The sequence below is a fragment of the Curtobacterium sp. VKM Ac-2922 genome (assembly GCF_022815645.1).
Taxonomy (GTDB): domain Bacteria; phylum Actinomycetota; class Actinomycetes; order Actinomycetales; family Microbacteriaceae; genus Curtobacterium.
Genome location: NZ_JALGRO010000009.1, coordinates 1 through 15739, shown reverse-complemented (window position 1 = coordinate 15739; position 15739 = coordinate 1). Strand labels below are relative to the sequence as shown.

Here is a 15739-nt window from a genome sequence, read left to right as displayed (position 1 = left end):
AGGCCCGGTGCCAGCTGGCACCGGGCCTCCCGTGTGTGGATGGTGGCGGCTACGGCCGCTGGTCGCCCTGGTCCTCGACCTCGCCGTCGACCGTCTCGGGCGGGGTCTCGACGGCGACGCGTTCGGCCGTCAGGTCGGCGGCGCGGCGGGCCAGCACCCGGTCGAGGACGATCGCCACGAGCGCGCCGACGAACCCGCCGACCGCGACGCCCCACAGGCCGAAGTAGCCGACCAGGCCGCCGAAACCGACGGACTCGGTCTGCCCGCCCCGGTCGATGTCCAGGGTGAGCGCGATGACGACGACCACCACGAGGAAGCCGACCACGCCGCCGCCGATGATGAACACGCCGAACTTGGGAGCACGGCGGATGGTCACCCGGTCCGAGGACGAACCGGCGGCGGGCCGCGGATCCGGGGTGTCGTCAGGTCGGTCGGTGTTGCTCACATCCCCATTGTCCCCCACTGTGGGACGTCCCGTGGCCTGCCACCGCACCCGGTTCCGGGAGAGGATGGTCCGTACTGATCGGTATCCCACCGGGGAGGTGACGCTGGATGACACGGACGGACGAGCTGGGCTCGCGCGGTCGTCGGGTTCCGGCGCGCATCGCGTGGCCGATCGTGCAGCGTGCGGAAGAGGACCGCGCCGTCGCGGTCGTGGCCGAACACCACACCAGCGTGGCGCTCGTGGGTGCGCCGGGGCTCGGCAAGAGCACCGCTGCCGCCCGCGTGACCGATCGGGTCGCTGGGCGTGACCCCGACGGGCGCACGCTGCTCGTACCGATCACGGCGGTCGCCACGGGGACCTCGATGCCCTTCGGCGCGATCTCCGAGCGCTTCGGCGACCTGCCGGCCGAGGTGCTGTCCGACGAGACCGGGTCAGAACGACGACTGCGCGAAGCGGCTGACGCGGTCGACCGTGACCTGCTGATCCGGATCGACGACGCCGACCACCTGGACGCGATCTCCGCGCGCTACGTCGCCTGGCTGGTCCGGAACCAGCACGCACGCCTGGTGCTGACCTGCCGCGACTTCACCGCGCTGGCCGAACCGCTGCGGTCACTGTGGCAGGACGACCTGCTCGAGCGGATCGACCTGGGCCCCCTCGACCTGCAGGACACCGCACGCCTGATCGAGCAGGCACTCGACGCGCCCCTGGAGTCGGCCTCGGTCGAGCGGGTCCACCGCGCGACCGACGGCAACCCGCTGTACCTGCGCGAGGTCGTGCGCGCGGCGCTGACGTCCGGTGCGCTCGAGCACACCGCGTCCGGGTGGTACTGGCGCGGACGGATCACGGCGTCGAACAGCCTGGCCGACATGTACCGCACCGAGCTCGGGTCGCTGCCGGGGGACCTGCGCGACGTCGTCGACATCGTGGCCCTGGCCGACCCGATCCCGCTGTCCCGCCTGCTCGGGCTGGTCGGTGGCGGGGACGTCGACCACGTGGTCGCACTCGGCCTGGTCCGCATCGACAGCCTGGCGGACGGCGCACCGATCGTCCGGCCCTCGCACCCGCTGATCGGCGAGGTCGTGCGCTCCCTGGTGCCCGTCGCCCGCCGGACGACGCTCTTCGCCCGTGCCAACGCCTTCCGGGCGGACCACCACGAGGGCGCGACCCCGGCGGCCCGGCTGCGTGCTGCGCTGTGGGCACTCGAGTGCGGCGTCCGGCCACCGGTCGCACAGCTGCTCGACGCGGCACAGGTGGCCAGCGGCCTGCAGGAGCTCGAGAGCGCGATCGCCCTGAGTTCCGCAGCGCTGCGGGTGGACCTGACCCCGACCGAACGCGTCGTCGCCCTGTGCCTGCGGTCGCTCGCCCGGGGGTACAGCATCGGGCGTGAAGCCGGGCGCGCCGACGCGCAGGCTGCGTGGGACCTGGTGCGGTCGCGCCGTGGCGAGGTCGCCGACGCCGTCGTGATCGACGCGTGCGAGACCCTGGCCAACATCCGGCAGTTCCACGACGACGACACGATGGCGGCCGTGGCGATGACCGACGCCGCCGTCGACTACGTCGCGAGCCCCGACGCCGTCGAACGGCTGCGGCTGCTCGGCCTGGCGCACCTGGGGTGGGGCGGGCACTTCACCGAGGTCCGCGATGAGGTCGAGCGCTCCGGGATCGTGCACGCACCGACCGTGCCGATGGGGTTCCTGTGCCTGGCGCCGTGTGCCGTGACGGCCCTGGCGACCGCCGGTCGCCTGGACGACGCAATGGCCCTCGGGACGGCGTGCCTCGCCACCGCGACCGTGCACGTCGAGGACGCACCCTGGAGCGTCGGCGAACTGCTGTCGGTCATGCACCAGGTGCAGGTCTGGCGCGGCGACTTCGACGACATGATCACGTCGATCTCGGTCAAGCGGTCGAACCCGTTCCTGAAGTACGACTTCACGCTCGAGCTGATCGGCGCCGGCAACCTGGCGATCGGGCAGCGCCGGTGGGACGACGCGGTCAGTGCGTTCTCGGCGGCATGCGAGCGGTACGCGATCGCCGACTCCGGTGGTTTCGGCGCGTACCCCTGGGCGCGACTGGCGATGGCGCTGGCGTCCGCCGGCCGCGCCGAAGAAGCGACGGCCGCGATCGAACGGTGGCGCGCCACCCCGCAGCGGGCGATGCGCATCACGGGCGAACAGATGGCCTCGTCGGTCGCCTGGGCCGAGGTGCTGCTCGGCAACCCGCTCGGCCTCGAGCACGCAGAGGACATCATCGCCCGGTCGACCGCCGCCGGGTCGTGGACCGAGGTGTTGTCCGGCCAGATGATCGTGCACGCCGCGGCGCTCGTCCGTGGACAGGACCTCGCGCCCACGCTCGACGCACTCGGTGTCGCTGCGGGCCGCGTGGACGGCCCCCTCGCACACGCCGTGCGGGAGTACGTCGCCGCGAACCAGTCCGGGGACCGCACCCGGATCGTCGCCTCGTACGGTGCCCTGGCACGGTGCGGGCTCTACGTCACCGACAACCTGGCCCGCCCGCCGTTGACGCGGCGCGAGTACGAGGTCGCCGAGCTGGCGGCGCAGGGGCTGTCGAACCGGCTCATCGCCGAACGGCTCGGACTGTCCGTGCGGACGATCGACGCGCACCTGTCGCGGGTGTTCCAGAAGTGGGAGCTGCACGCGCGGTCGGAGCTGGCGGACCTGCTGCACGTCGCCTGACGCCCGGAGCGGACGGCCGGCGGGACGTCGTCGTCGACGCCTGGACCGGACGGCCGGCGGGACGTCGTTGTCCTGTCGGTCGAGCGGGTGCGGGGCGTCCACATCCGGCGGATTCGTTGCGCATTGCAGCACGCCACGCCGGACGGTTTGACACGGGACGCAGAACATCGCGTACCGTTGCCCCTGTTGCCGGGTTCGGACCCGTTCGGGTCGGGTCCGAATCCCGGTGACACCAACGCTATGACCGCGACGCGGATCGGCACATCGGTAGGTGCTACCTAATTCGATCCCCGCGGGTACGCACCGGCGTGTCGAGCCGGCTCGTGTTCGGATCAGCTCGTGTTCGCTCGTCAGGGTGTCGTGCGCACCGGCAGGAACGACGCCAGGTCGGCACGCGACCCCGAGGCGCTGACCTTCGTCGCCACGGCCGGGTCGTCCCAGCGCATCGCACCGGTCGCCAGCGCGATCCACGTGGCGGCATCCGTCTCGATCACGTTCGGCGGGGTGCCGCGGGTGTGTCGCGGCCCCGGGACGGCCTGGACCGCCGCGAACGGCGGCACCCGGACCTCCACGCTGTTGCCCGGCACGTCCTCGGCCAGACGCTGGAGCGTCCACCGCACGGCCGTCGCGACCGAGGGGCGGTCCGTCGCTCCGTCGACCACGGCCCGCAGCGCGGCCGACCCAGCAGCGTCGTCGATCGTCCTGCCCGGCATGTCCACAGGCTAGCCGGTGCACTGCGGCGGGGCGCTCCGTCTCGGTAGGGTGATCGGGTGCGAATCCTCGTCCTCGGTTCCGGTGCCCGCGAGCACGCCATCACCACGGCGCTCCTGGCCGAACAGGCCGGTCACGTCATCACCGTCGCGCCCGGCAACGCCGGCATCGCGGCCGACGTCGAGACCGTGTCACTCGACCCCACCAACGGCCCGCTCGTCGCCGAGTACGCGCTCGAGAACGACATCGAGCTCGTCGTCGTCGGGCCCGAAGCGCCGCTGATCGTCGGTGTCGCCGACCCGCTCCGCACCCGGGGCATCGCCGTGTTCGGGCCGAGCAAGGCCGCGGCGGCGCTCGAGGGCTCGAAGGCCTTCGCCAAGCGCGTGATGGCCGAAGCGGGGGTGCCGACGGGCCGTCCGGTCTCCGCGGGCACCCTCGACGAAGCCGTCGCCGCGATCGACGAGCTCGGTGCTCCCCACGTCGTCAAGGCCGACGGGCTGGCCGCGGGCAAGGGCGTGCTCGTGACCGAGGACCGCCAGGCCGCGATCGACCACGCCACGTACTGGCTGCAGCACGGTCCGGTCGTGATCGAGGAGTTCCTCGACGGCGAAGAAGTCTCCCTGTTCTTCCTGAGCGACGGACACGACGTCGCGGCACTCAGCCCGGCCCAGGACTACAAGCGCCTGGGCGACGGCGACGTCGGCCCGAACACGGGCGGCATGGGTGCGTACTCACCGCTGCCGTGGCTCGCCGACCGGTGGGGCTCGGAAGCCGCGTTCGTGGCCGAGGTCGCCGACCTGGTGGCACTCCCCACGATCCGCCGGCTCGAGCACGAGGGCACCCCGTTCGTCGGCCTGCTGTACTGCGGGCTCATCGTCACCGAGCAGGGCGTGCGGGTCATCGAGTTCAACGCCCGCTTCGGCGACCCCGAGACCCAGGTCGTCCTGCCCCGGCTCACCACGCCGCTCAGCACGCTCCTGCTCGCAGCCGCCACCGGACAGCTCGGCGGCGTGCCCGCGCCGGCGTTCAGCGACCAGGTGGCGGTCACCGTCGTCCTGGCCAGCGAGGGCTACCCGGAGAGCCCGAAGACCGGCCGCACCCTGACCGGTGTCGATGCCGCGAACGCCCGCCCGGGCGTCTCGGTGCTGCACGCCGCCACCGGGGTGCTCGACGGCGAGCTCGTCGCGACCGGGGGCCGGGTGCTCAGCGTCGTCGCCACCGGCACCGACTTCACCCAGGCCCGCGAGCGCGCGTACGCCGGCCTGCACGACATCACGCTGCCGGGTGGCCAGTTCCGCACCGACATCGCGGCGAAGGTCACCCGATGACCGCCCCGCACGTCGACGGCTGGCGGCACGTGTCGTCCGGCAAGGTGCGCGAGCTCTACGTGCCCGCAGACGCGGCGACCGTGGCCGGTGCAACCGAACTGCTGCTGGTGGCGTCGGACCGCGTCAGCGCCTACGACTTCGCACTCGAACCGCCCATCCCCGGCAAGGGCGAGCTGCTCACGCGGTTGTCGCGGTTCTGGTTCACCCAGCTCGGTGACGTCCCGAACCACCTGCTCGGCCCGTCGGCCACCAGCACGCCGGTGCCGTCGTCCGTCGCGGCACGCTCCATGCACGTCATGCCGCTGACGATGTACCCGGTCGAGTGCGTCGTCCGCGGGTACCTGGTCGGCAGCGGGTGGCTCGAGTACCAGCAGTCGGGCAGTGTCTGCGGCGTCGAGCTGCCGGCCGGCCTGTCGAACGGCGACCGACTGCCCGAGCCGATCTACACGCCGGCGTACAAGGCACCCCAGGGCGAGCACGACGAGAACATCTCCTACGAGCGCACCGAGGAACTCGTCGGGCCGGACGTCGCCGCGACCCTGCGCGAGGTGTCCCTGCACGTGTACTCCGAAGCGGCGGCCATCGCACTGCAGCGCGGGGTCATCATCGCGGACACCAAGTTCGAGTTCGGCCACGACGCCGCCGGACAGATCCGCATCGGCGACGAAGTCCTGACCAGCGACTCCAGCCGCTACTGGGACGCCCGCTCGTACGACGACGGCAACCGCACAAACTCGTTCGACAAGCAGATCGTGCGCGACTGGCTCAGCGCCCACTGGGACAAGCAGGGCACCCCACCCGTGCTGCCCGACGAGATCGTCGAGCGGACGGCTGCGCGCTACCGCGAGCTCATCGAGCGCCTCGGCGCCTGACCCGCACGGCGTCTGCGTCTGCGTCGCCCGGCACCCGCACGGTCGCCCGACCGGTCGCAACACCCCGCTCACGTCCGCCGACCGGTCACGTGCGAACCCTTCCGTGCCTGGCTCCGTCGCCCGACCGGTCACAACACCCCGCTCACGTCCGCCGACCGGTCACGAACCGTCGCTCGGCACGCCTCGGAACGACGATCTGCGACCACTCGGCGGCCGCCGACGGGGTGTTGCGACCAGTGAGCGGAGGAACACGCACGAGCACGCGCCCGACATCCGGCGCCCGTCAGGCGTCGCGCGCCACCACGACGACGGTCAGGTCGTCGCCCGGGTCGTGCGACAGTGCCCGCGCCCGGATCCGCCCCAGGAACGTCTCGACGTCCGCCGACCCGCGGTACAGCCCCCCGAGGCGGGACAGCGACGCCAACGTGGAGTCCCACAGCTCGAGCGCGCCGTCGCTGACCAGGATCAGGACGTCACCGGGCTCGAGCTCGAGCGACCCCGTCGAGCGTGCGAACCCGATCGGGTGCAGGCCGAGCGGCAGGTCGAGCGACCGGTGGATGGTCTCGGTGCCGTCGTGGTGCAGCTGGAGCACGAGCCCGTGTCCCGCGTCGATGAACTCGACCGTGCCGGTGGCGGGTTCGAGCACCCCGTGGAAGAGCGTGGCGAAGGACTCGGCGCGGCTGAGTTCGGGCGCCACCTGGGCCTCGACGGCGCCGATGGCCCCCGGCGCCGGCGCGGCACCGTGGGCGAGCAGCGCGCCGCGGATGTTCGCCGCCAGCAGCCCGGCGGACATGCCCTTGCCCATGACGTCGGCGAGGGTGACGTGCAGGCCCCGGTCGGAGACGTGCCAGTCGTGGAAGTCGCCGGACACGACGCCGTGGGGCACCGACATCCCGGTGACGCGGTACCCGGGCACCTCGACGGCGCCCGGCTCGAGCCCGGCCAGGACGGAGCGCACGCGGTCCTCGTCGGCGCCGGCGGCGAGTTCGCGTTCGGCCCAGATCCCGAGTTCCTGCAGCAGGGCGACGTCGTCGTCGTCGAGCGTGCGCGGTGCGGGGTCGATCAGGCAGAGCGTCCCGACCTTCACGTGCTCGTCGCCCAGGCGGAGCGGCACCCCGGCGTAGAACCGGATGTTCGGGTCGCCCGTGACCATCGGCAGGTCGCGGAAGCGGGCATCGGCGGTGGCGTCGGGCACCAGGACCGGTCCGGGGCTGGCGAGCGAGCGACCGCAGAAGGTGTCCTGCAGCGGGATCGTCGGGCCGAAGGGCTTCTCGCCCTGCTGCGACTTGATCGTCAGGTGCTCGTCACCGGCCAGGTTGAGGAAGGATCCCGAGACGCCGAACGCCTCGCGCGCGATACGGGTGATCCGTTCGAATCGTTCCTCGGCACCGCCCTGCACGACGTCGAGGGCCGCCAGGAGCGCCGCCCGCCGCACCGCGTCCGTTGCGGGAGAGGTCGACTGCACCGCGCTCGCGGTCTCGGCTGCCATGCCCTCCACGGTAACGCGCCGACCGGACAGCGCCTGTCCCCAGATCGGAGGACGTCTGCCCCCAGAAGGCGGGCCACGCGCGAGCAACCCCTGGTCACGAGGCTGCCGCCCGAGCGGCCCCGCCCGTGACAGAAGTCATGCCACATCCGTGACGGACGCCCCATGGGCGTGTTGTGGACGAGCGGGACGCTGGAGCCATGAACGAGACAGCGGCCCGGGACACCCCGGTCATCGAACTCAGCGGCCTGCGCAAGCGCTTCGGCGCCGTGACCGCCGTCGACGGCATCGACCTGACGATCCGTCCGGGCGAGGTCGTCGCCCTCCTCGGCCCGAACGGCGCCGGCAAGACCACGACCGTCGACCTGGCGCTCGGCCTGTCGACCCCCACCGAGGGGTCGGCCCGCCTGTTCGGCGCGGACCCGCGCCGTGCGGTCGTCGACGGCCGGGTCGGCGCGATGCTGCAGGGCGGGGCGTTGCTGCCCGACATGACGGTGCGCGAGGCCGTCGCCCTGGTCGCCGCGGCGCACCGCACCCCGATGCCGATCGCCGAGGCGCTGGAGCGCGCCCGGTGCACCGACATCGCCGGGCGGCGGGTGAACAAGCTGTCCGGCGGGCAGCTGCAGCGCGCACGCTTCGCCGTCGCGGTGGTCTCGGACCCCGATCTGCTGGTGCTGGACGAGCCGACCGCCGCGATGGACGTCGAGGCCCGGCACACGTTCTGGGCGTCGATGCGGGACTTCACGGACGCCGGCCGCACGGTCGTCTTCGCCACCCACTACCTGGACGAAGCCGACACGTTCGCCGACCGCATCGTGATCCTGCGGCACGGGCGGGTGGTCGCCGACGGCTCCCCCGCCGAGATCAAGGCCGTCGCCGCCACACGCACGATCCGTTTCCGCGGTGTCGCTGACAGCGAGCACGTCGCGCTGGCCGCGCTGCCCGGCACGGTCGGCCTGGAGGCCCGGCACGGCTCCGTCACGCTGCGCACCGACGACTCGGACACCACGCTCCGGGCCCTGCTCACCGCGTTCCCCGCGGCCCACGACGTCGAGGTGTTCGCCTCGACCATGGACGACGCTTTCCTCGCCCTGACCTCGGACACCACGTCCGTCGACCCGATCGGAGTCTCCGCATGACCGCCACCACCGCGACCGACGTCGCTCCCACCGCCAGCCCGGTCGCCCCTGCCCTCGGCGGTGGTCGCCTGCCGGTCCGCTACGTGCTGCTCGAGACGAAGCGCCAGCTGCGCAACGTCCGCGCGATGGTCTTCACCTTCGCCGTCCCCGTCGTGATGCTGCTGGTCTTCGGTGCGGCCTTCGGGTCGCAGCTCGACCCCGCGACGCACCTGCAGTACCTGGTCGTCACGACACTGCAGATGGCGTCGTACGGTGCGATGATGGCGGCACTCAGCCAGGCCTTCGCGATCGTCAACGAACGCTCGATCGGGTGGAACCGGCAGCTCCGCGTGACGCCGCTGTCCGGCTGGGGGTTCCTGGTGTCGAAGGTGATCGCGGCGATGGCCTTCGCGGGGATGTCGATCGTCGTCACACTGCTCGTCGCCGTGTTCGCCCTGCATGCCTCGCTCGACGTCGGGCACTGGGCCGCGGCCGCGTTCGGCATCTGGTGCGGTGTCGTGCCCTTCGCGCTCATCGCGATCCTGATCGGGCAGTTCGCCAAGCCTGCGTTCGCGCAGCCGCTGTTCATGGTGGTGTTCATGGGCCTGGCGATCCTGGGCGGGCTGTGGGTGCCGCTGTCGGTCATGCCGGCGTGGATGGGCGACGTGGCGCACCTGCTGCCGTCGTACTGGCTCAACCGCATCGGGCAGATGGGTGCTGGTGCGACCGGCACGGCGGGCATGCTCGAGCCCGCGCTGGTGCTGACCGGGTGGGCGGTGCTGCTCGGCGCCGTCATCGTGTGGCGCTACCGCCGCGACGCGGCGCGACAGTGACCGAGCGCCCTACGCTGGCCCACGTGGACGACGTGACCGATGCGCGCAAGGCCCCACGGGCCTCCCGTCCGTCACGCTCGTTCCCGTGGGCCGCACCGCCCAGCACCGACCAGGCGGAGATCGCGCACGCGCGCCGACGCTGGTACGGCGGGGCGGTCTTCGGGCTGCTGTGGCAGTCGCTGCTGATCGTGGCACTGTGGACGGACGGCGGATCGGTCGGCGACCACCTCGGTATGACCGCGGCGCTCGTCGTCCTGTACGCGCTGTACATGGTCGCGCCCGAACTGATGTGGCGCCGCGGGATCACGGGACGCCTGGTCGTCGTCGGGGGCTTCGCGCTCTGCTCCGCGCTGATGCTCGCGGTCCTCGGCCCGTTGGCGGTGTGGTCGTGGCTGCTGCTGGTGTCGCTGTCGGGCTTCGTCGCGGCGCGGCTGTGGGTCGCGATGGGCGTCACCGGGCTGACGGTCGTCGCGCAGCTGGGGGTCGCGGCCACGATGGGCTGGGACGCTGCTTCGGCGTCGGGCATCCTGTTCGCCCCCTTCATCACGGTGTCCGTGGGCGCGTCGATGCTGTTCTTCGGCCGGCAGCGCGAGGCCGAGGACCGCCTGGGCGATGCGCAGGACGAGATCACCCGCCTGGCGGTGGTCGAGGAACGCGCGCGGTTCTCCCGCGACCTGCACGACGTGCTCGGGCACTCGCTGACCGTCGTCACGATGAAGTCCGAGCTGGCCGCCCGCCTGGTCGACAGTGACCCGGCACGCGCGAAGGCCGAGATGCAGGACGTGGAACGGCTGTCGCGCGAGGCACTACAGGGGCTGCGCCAGGCGGTCAGCGGGTACCGCGAGGCCTCGCTCGACGCCGAGCTGGTGTCCGCCCGGGCCGCGCTGTCGGCGGCGCAGATCGAGGCGGACCTGCCCGCGACCGGGGACGCTGCCGCGACCGACGTGCGCAGTCTGTTCGCGTGGGTGCTGCGCGAGGGCGTGACGAACGTCATCCGGCACGCGGCGGCCTCGGCGGTGCGCATCACCATCACCCGCACGGCGCTGACCGTCGAGGACGACGGCACCGGGGCGCTCGGCTCGCCCGCCGGGCCGACGGGCGGTGCGCCCGGGGTCGGTGCGCCCGTCGTGGGTGCGCCCGTGTTCGGCGGCAACGGGCTGCGCGGGCTGTGCGAACGGGCGGACGCCGTCGGGGCCACCGTCCGGACCGGCACGAGCGACCTGGGCGGCTTCCTGCTGCGGGTGGAACGAGGACGACGATGACCGACACCATCCGGGTGCTGCTCGCCGACGACCAGGCGCTCGTGCGCGGGGCGTTGGCGTCGCTGCTGTCGCTCGAGCGGGACATCGACGTCGTGGCCCAGGTGGCGCGGGGCGACCTGGTGCTCGACGCCGCGCGGGAGAGCGGCGCGACCGTGGCCCTGCTCGACGTCGAGATGCCCGGCGCCGACGGGCTGACCGCGGCAGCTCAGCTCGCTGCCGAGCTGCCCGGCTGCCGGTCGCTCATCGTCACCACGTTCGGCCGACCGGGGTACCTGCGGCGAGCGCTGGAGTCCGGCGCGGCGGGCTTCGTCGTCAAGGACACCCCCGCCGAGCAGCTTGCCGACGCCGTCCGTCGCGTCGCCGCCGGGCTGCGCGTGGTCGACCCGGTGCTGGCGGCCGAGTCCCTCGCTGCGGGACCGTCGCCGCTGACCCCGCGCGAGACCGACGCGCTCATCGCGTTCCGCACCGCGCCGACCGTGGCGGGCGTCGCGGCTGCCCTGCACCTGTCCGAGGGCACCGTGCGCAACCACCTGTCCGCCGCGATCGGCAAGACCGCCGCACGGAACGCGACCGAGGCACTGCGCGTCGCCGCCGACAACGGGTGGCTGCTCGGGTCCGCGTAGGCTTGCGGGGTGTTCCGTCGCCCCGCCACCGTCCTGATCGTCGGGCTCGCAGCCGCCCTGGTGCTGACCGGCTGCAAGGCCCAGGACTCCACCGGGCGCGTGACCGTGACCGTCTCGCCGAACGAGGCCGAGCACGCCTACATGGTCGAGGTCCTGGTGCCGAACGGCCGGACCGCGGCGCACCAGAAGGCGTTCCCGGGCGATCGGCTCGAGTTCGCCGGCATCGCCGTGGGCAAGGTCCGCGTCCGTGCCGACGACCTGTGCACGCAGACGACGACCGTGCTGAGCGGGCAGGTCACCGACGTCACGCTGTCGTCCACGGGCTGCTGACTGGCGCGGGGGCGCTTCCCGCACCGTGCTCGGCTGGCGGCTCGTGCCCGCCTGACCGCCCCGTGCGCGGTTGTTCCGCCGCACCACCCGGCCAACCCCGCACCACGCAGCGCCCGCCCCGCAACCCCGCACCGTGCTCGGCTGGCCGCCCGTGCCCGCCTGACCGCCCCGTGCGCGGTTGTTCCGCCGCACCACCCGGCCAACCCCGCACCACGCAGAGCCCGCCCGCCCGGCCCCGTCACCCGCGGCGTGCGCGCGGCCCCGCTCAGGGCGCCGGCACCCCGTCCCACTCGTCGCCGTACCGCGACAGCACCGACCACCGACCGGCCGGCCACGTGATGACGAACGCCCGGCCGACCACGTCCGCCTCGGGCACCGTCCCGTGGACCCGCGAGTCCGCCGAGTCGTACCGGTTGTCCCCCATCACCCAGAGCGCACCGGCGGGCACCGTCACGGAGAAGTCGTCCCGCACCACCCGGTCGGACCCCCGCGAGAGCACCACGTAGGGCTCGTCGACCGCGTGCCCGTTCACCGACAGGCGGCCACGGGCGTCGCAGCACGCCACCGTGTCGCCCGGCAGGCCGATGACCCGCTTGACCAGGTCGTCGCCCATGCCCGGTCCGAGCCACCCGCCCGGGTCGCGGAACACGATCACGTCGCCTCGACGGAGTGGTGCGACCTTCGGCACGAGCTCGTTCACCAGCACCCGGTCGTTGATCATCAGCGTGTTCTCCATCGACCCGCTCGGGATCCAGAACGACCGCACCAGGTACGCCTTGACCAGGAACGAGGCCAGCAGCGCCGCGACGACGATGATCACCAGATCGCGCAGGAACGTCGAGCGGCGCTTCGGTGCCGGTGCTGGTGTCGGTGCTGTCTCGCTCAATGCGTCAACACCACCTTGACGAGCCCGATGACGAACGCGACCGCCGCCAGCGCGATCCCGCCCCACAGCGCGGCGAACGTCGGCTTCTGCCCGCTGAACCGCTGCATGAAGACGCCGACCAGGCCGATGCGGACGACCAGGATGACGAGCGCCGCGGTCTGCGCCCCGGTGCCGGGGATCCACCCCGCCCACGCCACCGCGTACAGGACGGCCGGGATGAGCCCCGAGGTGGCGATCGGGTTGGCGTTCCGTGCGATCGTCGCGAACGACTCGCGGCGGGCATCGTCGGACGCGTCGTCCGCCCCGATGCCGTGCGCCACCAGGTGCGACAGCACGTGCGCCGCGTAGGTCAGCACCGCGGTCCCGAGCACCGCCCACACCGCCGAACCGTCCTCGATCGCGTGCGGGTCCACAGCGATCGCGGCGGCGAGCACGGTGATGTTGCCGTACACGTACGACGACAGCCGGTCGCGCACGTGCTCGACGGAGAGGTCGCCCGGAGCGGGGCGGGAACGGGCCATCTGCCCATCCTGCCCCTGTGCCAGGCTGGACGGGTCGCCGCACCGTCGCGGCGGTCCGGACAGGAGGCCCGCCCCATGACCCAAGCACCCCTCACGTCGCGCAGACCGCTGGCCCTGGTGACCGGGGTCGGCCGGCGGGCCGGCATCGGTGCCGCGATCGCGGCGCGGCTGGCGACGGACGGCTGGGACCTGGCCCTGTCGTGGTGGAGCCCGTACGACGAGCGGGTGCACGGTGCCGCAGATCCAGACGGCATCGACGCCGTCGTCGCCGGGTGCGAGCACGCGGGTGCACGGGTGTCGCGCCTCCCGGTCGACCTGGCGGACCCGGAACAGGCGGCCGCACTCGTCGGCCGCGCCGAGGAGCAGGCGGGCGCACCCGTGACCGCGATCGTGATGTCGCACTGCGAGTCGGTGGCATCCGACTTCGCCACGACGACGATCGCGTCGTTCGACCGGCACCTGGCCGTCAACGTCCGCGCACCGTTCCTGCTCGTGCAGGCATACGCGGCACGGCTGCGTGCCGGGGCGGACGCGCCGATCGACCGCCGCCGGGTCGTCGCGCTCACCAGTGACCACGTCGGGTTCAACCTGCCGTACGGCACGAGCAAGGGCGCCCTCGACCGGCTGGTCATCGGCGCCGCACAGGAGCTCGGCGACGTCCGGGTGAGCGCGAACCTGGTCAGCCCGGGGCCGAACGACACGGGGTGGATGACCGACGAGATCCGACGCTCCGCAGCCGAGCAGACGCCACTCGGCCGGCCGTCGCTGCCCGCGGACACCGCTGCGCTCGTCGGGTTCCTCCTCGGGTCGGATGGCGGCTGGGTGAACGGGCAGCTGCTCAAGTCGGACGGCGGGTTCAGCGCACGCTGAGGCCGATTTAGTTGACGCGTCAACCAAATCGGCGCACACTGGTCCGATGCACACGCAGGACCTCCTCGCCGCCGACACCGGGATGGGCGCCGTCACGCTCCGGGTCGCCGACCTCGACCGGATGATCGCCTACTACCGGGACGGCATCCGGCTCAGCCTGCTGTCGAACGCCCGCGGGGTCGCCGTGCTCGGACGCGGCACGACGCCGATCGTCATCCTGGAACACGCCCCCGCGATGCAGCACGCCGGGCCGCACGAGGCCGGGCTGTTCCACACCGCGATCCTGTTCGACACCCGCGCCGACCTGGCCGCGGCGCTGTACTCGGTCGCCACGCAGTACCCGCAGACGTTCACCGGCAGCGCCGACCACCTGGTCAGCAACGCCTTCTACTTCAGCGACCCCGAGGGCAACGGCGTCGAGCTGTACTGGGACCGGGACCGCACCGAGTGGTCGTGGACGCACGGCATGGTCGACATGGCCACGATCTACGTCGACCCGAACCAGTTCCTGCAGGAGCACCTGACCGAGTCCGCGCTGTCCGGCGCCGCGGCACGGCCGGGTCGCGTCGGGCACGTGCACCTGTCCGTCGGCGACGTGGCCTCGGCGAAGGCGTTCTACGTGGACCAGCTCGGGTTCGCGACGACAGCGGGGTGGGGCGAGGCCCTGTTCGTCAGCGCCGGCGGGTACCACCACCACATGGCGATGAACACGTGGAACTCCCGTGGCGCCGGGCGTCGGCAGCTCGCACTCGGCCTGGGCCTCGTGCGCATCGAGGTGCCGGGGACGGACGATCTCGGCGCGCTGGTCGCCCGGATGCACGACACCGGGGTGCAGACCGCGGACGACGGGCGGACCGTGGCGTTCGAGGACCCGTGGGCGAACCGCATCGAGGTGACGGCGCCGGGTCGCGGCTGACGCCGCGCGCGCGTCGGCCGCGCGCGTCGGTCGCGGGCCGCGGGCCGCTCGCCGAGTCTCGGCTCCGCGGACATCCTGCGCCGTCCGCGGCCCGCAAGATGTCCGCATGGCCGAGACTCGGCCATGCGGGGATCCGGCCGGGGCGCCACCCGGGCAGGATGGACGCATGAGCGACGACATCCGGTGGGAGGTGGTCGAGGAGAGCACGCTGAGCCTCCCCGACCACGAGGCGATCGCGGCGATGCTGGGGCAGGCGTTCCCGGACTGGTCGCACTGGTACGTGGGCGGTCGGAGCTGGTCCGGCATGCAACCCGAGCGCCGGGTGATCGCCCGCGATGCCGACGGCGTCGTACTGGCCCACGTCGGGATCCGCCGGATGTTCATCGGCGTCGGCGGCCAGGACGTCCTGATCGGCGACACCGGACTGGTCGCCGTCGCACCGCGGATGCAGGGCACCGGCATCGGCCGCGAGCTGATGACCCGCACGCAGACCGTCCTCGAGGGGCTCCGCGTGCCGTACGGGTTCCTCGGCACCGGCGAGGCGACCGTGCCGTTCTACGTCCGCATGGGATGGCACCTGATGGACGACGCCGTCACCACGTTCAGCGCCTTCACCGCCGAGGGCGCCGGCGTCTCCGAGACCGAGCAGGGCGGCTGGCTGATCCTGCCGGTCACCGACAGGGTCGACGACTGGCCGTCTGGACCGATCTGGCTGAACGCGCAACAGGTCTAGGCCGAGGACTGGACGCGCTGATCAGACCTGGCCCGATCTGGCTGAACGCGCAACAGGTCTAGGCCGAGGACTGGACGCGCTGATCAGACCTGGCCCGATCTGGCTGAAC

At 72.7% G+C, this 15739-nt stretch carries 16 protein-coding genes; 11 read left to right on the top strand and 5 right to left on the bottom strand.

Annotated elements, in window-relative coordinates; translation table 11 throughout:
* Positions 1-49: 49 nt before the first annotated feature.
* On the bottom strand, positions 50-445 hold the full coding sequence (locus MT346_RS11490; protein WP_243563213.1) for a hypothetical protein: 396 nt from the start codon (positions 443-445) through the stop codon (positions 50-52).
* Positions 446-552: 107 nt separating this feature from the next.
* Here MT346_RS11490 and MT346_RS11485 point away from each other — a divergent pair, with 107 nt between their 5' ends.
* Complete coding sequence (locus tag MT346_RS11485) at positions 553-3141, top strand: LuxR C-terminal-related transcriptional regulator (protein ID WP_243563212.1); 2589 nt, start codon at positions 553-555, stop codon at positions 3139-3141.
* A gap of 350 nt (positions 3142-3491) precedes the next feature.
* Here the strand turns inward: MT346_RS11485 and MT346_RS11480 are convergent, their stop codons facing one another.
* Positions 3492-3854 (bottom strand): sterol carrier family protein, encoded by a 363-nt coding sequence (locus MT346_RS11480; protein ID WP_243563211.1) that lies wholly within the window; start codon positions 3852-3854, stop codon positions 3492-3494.
* A gap of 57 nt (positions 3855-3911) precedes the next feature.
* On the opposite strand from MT346_RS11480, the gene purD reads away from it, so the two are divergent.
* Together purD and MT346_RS11470 are read left to right on the top strand one after the other, a co-directional pair.
* Entirely contained in the window at positions 3912-5180 is a 1269-nt protein-coding gene (gene purD / locus MT346_RS11475) for a phosphoribosylamine--glycine ligase (protein WP_243563210.1), read from the top strand.
* Positions 5177-6052, top strand: a complete 876-nt coding sequence (locus tag MT346_RS11470; protein WP_243563209.1) for a phosphoribosylaminoimidazolesuccinocarboxamide synthase — start codon at positions 5177-5179, stop codon at positions 6050-6052. Before purD ends, MT346_RS11470 begins: the two co-directional genes overlap by 4 nt.
* 283 nt (positions 6053-6335) lie before the next feature.
* On the opposite strand, the gene MT346_RS11465 is transcribed toward MT346_RS11470, so the two are convergent.
* Positions 6336-7541: a PP2C family protein-serine/threonine phosphatase gene (locus tag MT346_RS11465; protein WP_243563208.1), complete on the bottom strand. Its 1206-nt coding sequence runs from the start codon at positions 7539-7541 to the stop codon at positions 6336-6338.
* A gap of 197 nt (positions 7542-7738) precedes the next feature.
* Here MT346_RS11465 and MT346_RS11460 point away from each other — a divergent pair, with 197 nt between their 5' ends.
* Genes MT346_RS11460 through MT346_RS11440 form a run of 5 tightly spaced genes read left to right on the top strand, consistent with a single transcriptional unit; the run spans position 7739 to position 11704 of the window.
* Positions 7739-8677 (top strand): ABC transporter ATP-binding protein, encoded by a 939-nt coding sequence (locus tag MT346_RS11460; protein WP_243563207.1) that lies wholly within the window; start codon positions 7739-7741, stop codon positions 8675-8677.
* Entirely contained in the window at positions 8674-9489 is an 816-nt protein-coding gene (locus tag MT346_RS11455) for an ABC transporter permease (protein WP_243563206.1), read from the top strand. The genes MT346_RS11460 and MT346_RS11455 overlap by 4 nt, the downstream gene beginning before the upstream one ends.
* A gap of 23 nt (positions 9490-9512) precedes the next feature.
* Positions 9513-10751, top strand: a complete 1239-nt coding sequence (locus MT346_RS18430) for a sensor histidine kinase (RefSeq protein WP_243563205.1) — start codon at positions 9513-9515, stop codon at positions 10749-10751.
* The gene (locus MT346_RS11445; protein WP_243563204.1) at positions 10748-11374 is read left to right on the top strand and encodes a response regulator transcription factor; all 627 of its coding nucleotides are present in this window, start codon (positions 10748-10750) and stop codon (positions 11372-11374) included. The genes MT346_RS18430 and MT346_RS11445 overlap by 4 nt, the downstream gene beginning before the upstream one ends.
* Positions 11375-11383: 9 nt before the next feature.
* Entirely contained in the window at positions 11384-11704 is a 321-nt protein-coding gene (locus tag MT346_RS11440) for a hypothetical protein (protein WP_243563203.1), read from the top strand.
* A gap of 265 nt (positions 11705-11969) precedes the next feature.
* Here MT346_RS11440 and lepB read toward each other — a convergent pair whose 3' ends face one another.
* Positions 11970-12590, bottom strand: coding sequence for a signal peptidase I (gene lepB, locus MT346_RS11435; RefSeq protein ID WP_243563202.1), 621 nt, complete (start codon positions 12588-12590; stop codon positions 11970-11972).
* A complete protein-coding gene (locus tag MT346_RS11430) occupies positions 12587-13111 on the bottom strand; it encodes a hypothetical protein (protein ID WP_243563201.1) in 525 nt (174 codons plus the stop codon). Before MT346_RS11430 ends, lepB begins: the two co-directional genes overlap by 4 nt.
* Before the next feature lie 75 nt (positions 13112-13186).
* On the opposite strand from MT346_RS11430, the gene MT346_RS11425 reads away from it, so the two are divergent.
* The 3 genes from MT346_RS11425 to MT346_RS11415 all read left to right on the top strand — a co-directional run bounded on the left by MT346_RS11425 (position 13187) and on the right by MT346_RS11415 (position 15630).
* A complete protein-coding gene (locus tag MT346_RS11425; protein ID WP_243563200.1) occupies positions 13187-13981 on the top strand; it encodes an SDR family oxidoreductase in 795 nt (264 codons plus the stop codon).
* A 46-nt stretch (positions 13982-14027) separates the two neighbouring features.
* A complete protein-coding gene (locus MT346_RS11420) occupies positions 14028-14897 on the top strand; it encodes a VOC family protein (protein WP_243563199.1) in 870 nt (289 codons plus the stop codon).
* 166 nt (positions 14898-15063) lie between these two features.
* Positions 15064-15630 (top strand): GNAT family N-acetyltransferase, encoded by a 567-nt coding sequence (locus MT346_RS11415; protein WP_243563198.1) that lies wholly within the window; start codon positions 15064-15066, stop codon positions 15628-15630.
* The last annotated feature ends 109 nt before the right edge of the window (positions 15631-15739 follow it).

What these genes read in the sequence shown, in the direction of transcription:
- MT346_RS11485 (WP_243563212.1), top strand. Translation starts at nt 553, where the DNA reads ATGACACGGACGGACGAGCTGGGCTCGCGCGGTCGTCGGGTTCCGGCG.
- MT346_RS11480 (WP_243563211.1), bottom strand. Translation starts at nt 3,854, where the DNA reads ATGCCGGGCAGGACGATCGACGACGCTGCTGGGTCGGCCGCGCTGCGG.
- MT346_RS11470 (WP_243563209.1), top strand. Translation starts at nt 5,177, where the DNA reads ATGACCGCCCCGCACGTCGACGGCTGGCGGCACGTGTCGTCCGGCAAG.
- MT346_RS11465 (WP_243563208.1), bottom strand. Translation starts at nt 7,541, where the DNA reads ATGGCAGCCGAGACCGCGAGCGCGGTGCAGTCGACCTCTCCCGCAACG.
- MT346_RS11460 (WP_243563207.1), top strand. Translation starts at nt 7,739, where the DNA reads ATGAACGAGACAGCGGCCCGGGACACCCCGGTCATCGAACTCAGCGGC.
- MT346_RS11455 (WP_243563206.1), top strand. Translation starts at nt 8,674, where the DNA reads ATGACCGCCACCACCGCGACCGACGTCGCTCCCACCGCCAGCCCGGTC.
- MT346_RS11445 (WP_243563204.1), top strand. Translation starts at nt 10,748, where the DNA reads ATGACCGACACCATCCGGGTGCTGCTCGCCGACGACCAGGCGCTCGTG.
- MT346_RS11430 (WP_243563201.1), bottom strand. Translation starts at nt 13,111, where the DNA reads ATGGCCCGTTCCCGCCCCGCTCCGGGCGACCTCTCCGTCGAGCACGTG.
- MT346_RS11425 (WP_243563200.1), top strand. Translation starts at nt 13,187, where the DNA reads ATGACCCAAGCACCCCTCACGTCGCGCAGACCGCTGGCCCTGGTGACC.
- MT346_RS11420 (WP_243563199.1), top strand. Translation starts at nt 14,028, where the DNA reads ATGCACACGCAGGACCTCCTCGCCGCCGACACCGGGATGGGCGCCGTC.
- MT346_RS11415 (WP_243563198.1), top strand. Translation starts at nt 15,064, where the DNA reads ATGAGCGACGACATCCGGTGGGAGGTGGTCGAGGAGAGCACGCTGAGC.